We start from the raw sequence: 6609 nt of genomic DNA on the forward strand, positions 1-6609 counted from the left end.
CGGAGCAGGAAGAGTTCGAGGAGTCCGACGAGGACGTGACGGAGGGAGAAGCCGACGAGGAACCGGCCGAGGGCGAGGACGACGAAGCCGAAGAGGAAGATGTTGCGGATGAAGGAGACGACGGGACCGACGCTGACGATGGACCCGACGAGGAGCAGCCGGACGAAAACGACGATGAAGACGATGGCGACGAGGAAACGGACGAAAGCGACGACGAAGACGAGACGGGGGGAGACGAAGAGGACGACGAACCGTCACCAGCACCGGAGGAACCGGATTCGGAGCTCGTCCTCGAGGACGAACTGGAGGGCGCACTCGAGGTCGAGCACGAGTTCGTCTGGGAGTCAGGAACGGGATCGTACCTCTGTAACGTCGACGTCGACATGGAGAACACGACCGACGGCTCCGAGCTTTCCTACGAGGCGATCGCAGTGATCACGGGAGCCGACGGGAACCCCCTTTCCGCCGACTCCGGCCGGTTCACCCTTGCACCGGGTGAGAGCGTCGCCCACAGCTTCTCGCTGGATCGGTGTGGCGAAATGACCGCGTACCGACTAAACTTCGAAACCGTCTGAACCGCGGAGCGACCCTCCCCAGGGGGAGGAGATCCGTGCGGCGAGTAGCACCCGGCCGATGCGGATCGCGGAGTCGGACCCGTTCGTCCCTGTTCTCGCCGATGACTCGATACTCACACATAATTCTTAATATCTATCCCAGAAGTATAATTTTATATACTCTAGTGTCGGGCTATTGGAGTATAACTGTGAGAAACCAAAGTCCAGCGAAGAGTTCGGAGCGGCGATCAGCGCTCGGTCGGCGAGCCGTCATCGCGGGCGGGTCGGCAACCGCACTCGCGGCGCTCACTTTCGGCACGGTCAGTGCCGCGGGATCGATCACGGAGGAGACGCAAACGCTGCGTCCGGGCACGAGGTACGAGACCCCAGTGTACGTCCGCGACGCGCCGGACGACGGCGAGACCGTGGTCGTCCTCGGCGGCGTCCACGGCAGCGAACTCGCCGGGATCGACGCCGCTCACAGCACTCGCGAGTGGGAGTTCGACCGGGGCACGCTCGTCGTAATTCCGGAAGCCAACGCGCCCGCGGTCAGGGATCGGACCTACAGCGGTCCCCACGGCGACCTCAACCAGCAGTTCCCGGCGGGTCGGTCGCCGACGACGCCGATCGCCGAGGCGATCTGGTCGTTCCTTGTCGAGACCGACCCCGACGCGGTGATCGACATGCACAGTTCGATGGGGATCTGGGGCGCCTCGCTCGGCCCCAGCGGGTTTGGGCAAGCGATCTTTCCGACCGAGGCCGGCGACGCTCGAGCGATCGCCGCCCGCGCGAACCGCTCGCTCAACGAGGCGGTGGTTCGGCCCTCGAGCCGGTACGGCGGCGCCTACAACTTTACGCGGGGCAACACGCTCGCGGGCGCCCACCCGCGGCTGATCCACAAGGTCTCGGCGGATCTCGAGACCGCGGGCTACCTGACCGAGGTCACCCGCCACGACACCGCCCTCGAGACGCGCACCGGGTGGTCCGAGGCGGTCGCCGCGACGCTGCTCGCACATCACGGGATCGAGGTCGAACGCGAGTAAGCGGGTCGTCCCCGAATCGGGCTCTCCAGTTGGGCTCGAGGGGGGCCTGCCGTAGCGACATCGTCGCGGCGCCGACCCAACCTGCTTTGGAGGAACCGTTTTGATCGTGTCCGCGGTAGGATATCTCGGCGGAATCCCGCCTCCCACCCCACCCCTACCCGGGTCGCCTCTCGATGTCGGCCACCCCACTCGGCACCGCCACGCGACCACGTCCCCTCCCCCTTTCGACGTTCGTTTTCCGTAGCGACGGCGCTCGCGGTGACTGCGACCGAGTTTTCGCCCTCGAGTACGGGGTGTCCTCCGGCCGGCGCCGGTGCTGTTCGGTTCCGGACGGCGACGCCAGCCGACGACGCGATCGAAGTGTGCGGTTCTCGAGCGCGGACCGGGCGCGTCAGCGCAACGGCTCGTCCTCGTCGGCCCACTCGCGGTTGATCCGGCGGAGTTCGGCGATCTCGCCGGCGTACCCCGGCAGGATCACGCCCCGCTCGCACCACAGCTCCCAGGCCAGCAGGAGCTCCGGATCGTCCGCGGTCGCCAGCCGATCAGTCAGATCCCGATCCGGGGACATACCCCGGCTAAGGATCCACCGAACTAGTGTCCTTCGGCGTTTCAGGGCTCGAGATAGTTCGTTTCGGCGTTCATTCGTCGGTCGGAGCGGCTCGAGATTTCTCGAGCGACGCGTTCGGGCCGACCGCGACGCGAGGGAGTCGGGGCGCCCGGCGGCCCCGCGGGCAGCGGAACGCTCGGCCGTAGCTATCATCCATAGGAGAACTAATCGGATTGTATGAAAATGTAGTTTCACTGGGTGTTCATGTCGATCGGCAGCGTTACGGTCTGGACCGAGTGGGTCGAGGCGTACAACCGCGGCGACATCTCCGAGAGGGAGCTGCGGGACCGCGTCCTCGGGACGGTCGAGACCTGAGCCAGATCCCGAACTCACCCGCCAGAAGCGGTAGGTTCAATTATCGATCTCGTGAACGGACCGTGTGAGCAACCCTGCACGAACGCTCCCGAGCGGCGACGAACTGCCCGCGCTCGGCCTGGGCACGTACGGTCTCGACGACGAACAGACGGCCACCAGCGTTCGTACAGCGCTCGAGGCTGGCTACACCCACATCGACACCGCCGAGGGGTACCACAACGAGGCCGTCATCGGCGACGTCCTCGCGGAGTACGACCGCGAGGACGTGTTTCTCACGTCGAAGGTCCTCCCGAAGAACCTCGACTACGAGTCGCTGATCCGCTCGTGTGAGGCGTCGCTGGAGCGACTCGGGACCGACTACCTCGATCTCTACCTGATCCACTGGCCCAACCCCGCGATCTCGCTCCGGGAGTCGCTGCAGGCGATGGCCCGACTCCACGATCGCGGGCTCGTTCGCAACGTGGGCGTCTCGAACTTCACCGCCTACCAGCTGAGCTGTGCCCACCACATCACGGACGTTCCGATCGCAGTCAACCAGATCGAGTTCAATCCATGGTTCCAGCGGCCCGACCTCGTCGATTACTGCCAGGAATCGGACACCGTCATCGAGGCGGCGGCGCCGTTCGGGCGGGCGGACGTGTTCGACGACGAGGTCGTCCGCGAACTCGCCGAGAGGTACGACAGGAGTCCCGCCCAGGTGACGCTTCGGTGGCTACTCGACCGCGGCATGGTCGCGCTGCCGCGGTCGGCGACCCCCGAGCACGTGCGGGCCAACGCCGATCTCGACTGGTCGCTGGACGAGGCCGACCGCCGACGGCTGGACGAGCGTGATCGCGACCGACCGGTGTACGACACCCCGACGCGTGACTGGACGCGCGAGGTGTACGGGATCGAGCGCTGAGGCGGGTCGCCGTCGCTGCCTGTCGTCAGCGAGGGCGACCGGCTAACCGATCCCGACCGATTCGTAAAACGAGGTCGGCGTCGGCTTAGTCGTCGGCGGGCGGCGGATTGATGACGACGACCGCCTCGCCGGCGATCACCGCGTTCTCGGCCCCGCCGACCGCGGTCACGCCGCGATCGCCGGCTGGCGCGCGAGTCGGGCCGCACCGCTCGACCAGCTGTGACTCGTTCAGGGAGCGCCGGTCAGTTCGCCGGCTGTCCGACTGAAACAGTACGACACTACTGACAGCTGCCTCGAGCGACTACACCAGTTCGATCCGGTGGCGAGACTCCGCGATCAGCTCGTCCTCGGTCAGTTCGCCGTCCGCGTACGCACGCAGCGTGTCGCCGTCGAGCCGGGCGGTGGCGAGTTTCACTCCGGACGTGTGTGCGAGCGTGGTCTCGACCGTCTCGATCTGGCCGAAGAACCCCTCGGCGTCCTCGATCCCCTCCTCGAGGGCGGACGGGAGTTCGTCGAGTTCGTCGCGGAGCTGCGCCAGGTCCCTGACCGTCGTGGCGAGCACGACCGTCAGCGTGCGACCGCGGCGCCGGAACTCCTCGATGGAGACGACCGCGCTCTCGAGTTCGACCTCCTCGGGGACGAAGCCGGGGACGCCGTTCGGTCCGTCCTGCCCTCGTCCCTCGCCGGGATGGTCGTCCTTCCGGTTGCCCCGACCGCCGCTGTTTCCAGGATTGCCGTCGTTCGCGCTTCGCCCCGCGCTGGTCTCCGACTGGAGATCGCCGACACAGCCGGCGGCGAGCGTCGTGAGCACAGCACCACTACCGAGAAGGACTTTTCGTCTGTCCATATTCGGAGATAATTTTCCTCCGACCATTAATAGATTTCTACATCCACATTACCTAGTGATAAAAACATCAATATCTGTGAAATACACTTTGTACAATAGGTAGTTGTTCGATCGGTTTCCCGGCCGCGGTCGGCGAGCGACGACGAGGTCGACTGACTCGAGGCCCTCGAGAGGGCTCGAGCGTTCGACCGCGGTCGTCTCGGAAGAGCGTCCTCGAGGATCGATCGGGTCTACTACCCCGCCCTACTGGGCTTCTTGCCCGCTTGCGCGGACTGCGATGCCCCTTGAGGACGGGGACTCCGCTTGCTCAAGTTGAAACGGATCGGAATCGCCGGGCTGACGACCGCGTCCCCGACGACGTACATCACTCGTCGAACCTCTGGCCGATCGCTTCCGAGGCGGACCCGGAAGCGGTCGAACTGTCCCAGCGACTCAACGTCTCGATGTGGGACCACGCGGAGGGAAAGGCTACCGCTCAACTCTCGCGGTATCCCGGCGGGTACGGGACGAACATCGCCCGCAACGCCTACGGCGTCCGCGGCTTCGGCAGCATCCTGAGCGAGATGACCGGCCAGACCTGGGACCCCGGCGACTGGCCGTGGTGGGGCGGCGAGTCCACCGGTGTGGCGCCGGGGAGACCGCTACCCCTCGAGGATCGCCTCGAGGTCGTAGTGGGACCCGGGGCCGCCGCCGTCTTTACCGCGGGCGGCCTTCCCCGAGACACTGAAGGTGTAGACGCCGGTGTTGCTGTCGGTGACGAACGCAAACTCACGGGCCTCGTTGTAGAACGCACCCCAGGCGTACGGCGTGACGTCGTCGATTCCGTCGTCAGTCGCGTAGCGCTCGGTCGGCGTCGGATCCTCGGGGTTGGTGATGTTGGCGACCCAGGCCCCCTGCGAGTAGCCACCATCAATTAGCAGTACTTCGCCGCGGTCATAGACGACGTCGTGGAAGTGGGTCGTCCAGGCCCCCGGATACTCCTCCTGGTCGCGCGCGTCGGGTGAGTGCGTGAACCCGATCGGCTGGGGGTCCTCGAGGCTGCCCTCGTCCCAGCCGGTGTCGAAGATGTGTTTGCCGCCGGGGATGCCGCTGAACTGCTCGTCGCCCATGATCGCGAGTTCGCGCTCGGGTTCGGGGTGGATCTGGTGGGCCAACTCGAACCCCGGCTCGCCGATCGCGGTGTACTCGGGCTGGTCGTCGTAGTCAAAAAAGCCCAGCTGGGTTGGGTCCAATGGATCGGAGATATCGAACGTGACGTAGCCGACGGTCTCGCCGATGATGTAGGCGGCGTGTAGCGCCTCGCGGCCGGCTTCGACCTCACAGTCGTGGCAGTACCCCGGCGGGCCGAACTGTTCGACGATCTCTGGGTTGCGGGGATCATTGATGTCGACCGCGATGAGTCCCGGCTCGTCGGTCACCTTGTCGATCAGGTACAGCACCGGTTCCTCGGGGTGTTCGGTGAGCTTGTGAACGCCCATGTTCGGCGTCTCGAGATACGCGAGGACCTCGGGGTTCTCGGGGGTCCCCTCCTCCCAGCCGAAGTCAACGACTTCGATGCCGAACTTTCCGTCCGGATCCGGTTCCGGCTCGAAGAACGAGCCCTCGTCGTTGGCCTCGAGGGCCCGGATATAGAGCCCCTCCCGGAGTGGATCGAACTTGATGTCGTTCGAGCGCGTCAGGTCGTTCGGCGGCGCGAGCTCGTGGACGAGTTCGGGATCCTCGAGATCCGAGAGGTCGTACAGCGAGCTGATGACGGCGCTCTCGCCGGCAAAGCTACTGGCCCCACCCCAGGTTCCGTCCGTGTTAACGTGTCCGAACGTGTACGTGACGTGATCCGGATTGTCCTCCGGCGGGAGTTTCTGGCCGAGCGGCGTGAGCCGACCTCGCGTCCGACGCCGATCGTGGCCCGGGGGATCCGTGCGGGCGGCTGTCGAACCGCTTGCGAGTCCCACTGTGGCCAGTCCGGCCATTCCTGTTCGCTTCATGAACGTTCGGCGTGGTGTGTCTCTCATGATTGCCCACCGGTATCGTACCGGTAGTTGGTAGTTCACATAACAAATTATAGCGTTAGACGATTGTTTTCAGTGTTCGAATGAAGAGCGAAGGATTATGAAATATGCTCTCGAAAACCTGAAACTCGAACGCAGCAGCCGCTCCGTCGGCCGTGGTCGTCTGGGCGAAGTTCCCGGACGGACACGGATCAGTGATCGTCGACCTCGAGGACAACGAGGACCGCGTCGAGATCGAACAACACTACACGAACATGGCGGGCCACACGCAGACGCAGTTCCGCATGCACGACATCGTCGTCCCCGAAGAACACGTGCTGACTCGAGGGAAAG

Annotated in this window: 6 protein-coding genes; 3 read left to right on the top strand and 3 right to left on the bottom strand. The window is 65.2% G+C overall.

Going from position 1 to position 6609, the window contains the following annotated elements:
- Together ACNA7R_RS18620 and ACNA7R_RS18625 are read left to right on the top strand one after the other, a co-directional pair.
- A partial coding sequence (locus ACNA7R_RS18620; protein WP_416285017.1) for a hypothetical protein occupies window positions 1-575 on the top strand: 575 nt, incomplete at its 5' end.
- Window positions 576-943: 368 nt separating this feature from the next.
- Window positions 944-1597 (top strand): succinylglutamate desuccinylase/aspartoacylase domain-containing protein, encoded by a 654-nt coding sequence (locus ACNA7R_RS18625; protein ID WP_416285018.1) that lies wholly within the window; start codon window positions 944-946, stop codon window positions 1595-1597.
- A 391-nt stretch (window positions 1598-1988) separates the two neighbouring features.
- Here ACNA7R_RS18625 and ACNA7R_RS18630 read toward each other — a convergent pair whose 3' ends face one another.
- A complete protein-coding gene (locus ACNA7R_RS18630; protein WP_416285019.1) occupies window positions 1989-2165 on the bottom strand; it encodes a hypothetical protein in 177 nt (58 codons plus the stop codon).
- 418 nt (window positions 2166-2583) lie between these two features.
- Between ACNA7R_RS18630 and ACNA7R_RS18635 the strand changes: the two genes are divergently transcribed.
- A complete protein-coding gene (locus ACNA7R_RS18635; RefSeq protein WP_416285020.1) occupies window positions 2584-3420 on the top strand; it encodes an aldo/keto reductase in 837 nt (278 codons plus the stop codon).
- Window positions 3421-3721: 301 nt separating this feature from the next.
- Here the strand turns inward: ACNA7R_RS18635 and ACNA7R_RS18640 are convergent, their stop codons facing one another.
- Both ACNA7R_RS18640 and ACNA7R_RS18645 read right to left on the bottom strand, forming a co-directional pair.
- On the bottom strand, window positions 3722-4267 hold the full coding sequence (locus tag ACNA7R_RS18640; RefSeq protein WP_416285021.1) for a hypothetical protein: 546 nt from the start codon (window positions 4265-4267) through the stop codon (window positions 3722-3724).
- A 641-nt stretch (window positions 4268-4908) separates the two neighbouring features.
- Window positions 4909-6252 carry an LVIVD repeat-containing protein gene (locus tag ACNA7R_RS18645; RefSeq protein WP_416285022.1) on the bottom strand — a complete coding sequence of 448 codons (1344 nt, stop codon included), beginning with the start codon at window positions 6250-6252 and terminating at the stop codon, window positions 4909-4911.
- Between the last annotated feature and the right edge of the window lie 357 nt (window positions 6253-6609).

It is taken from the genome of Natronococcus sp. (assembly GCF_047921035.1).
Classification (GTDB): Archaea; Halobacteriota; Halobacteria; order Halobacteriales; family Natrialbaceae; genus Natronococcus.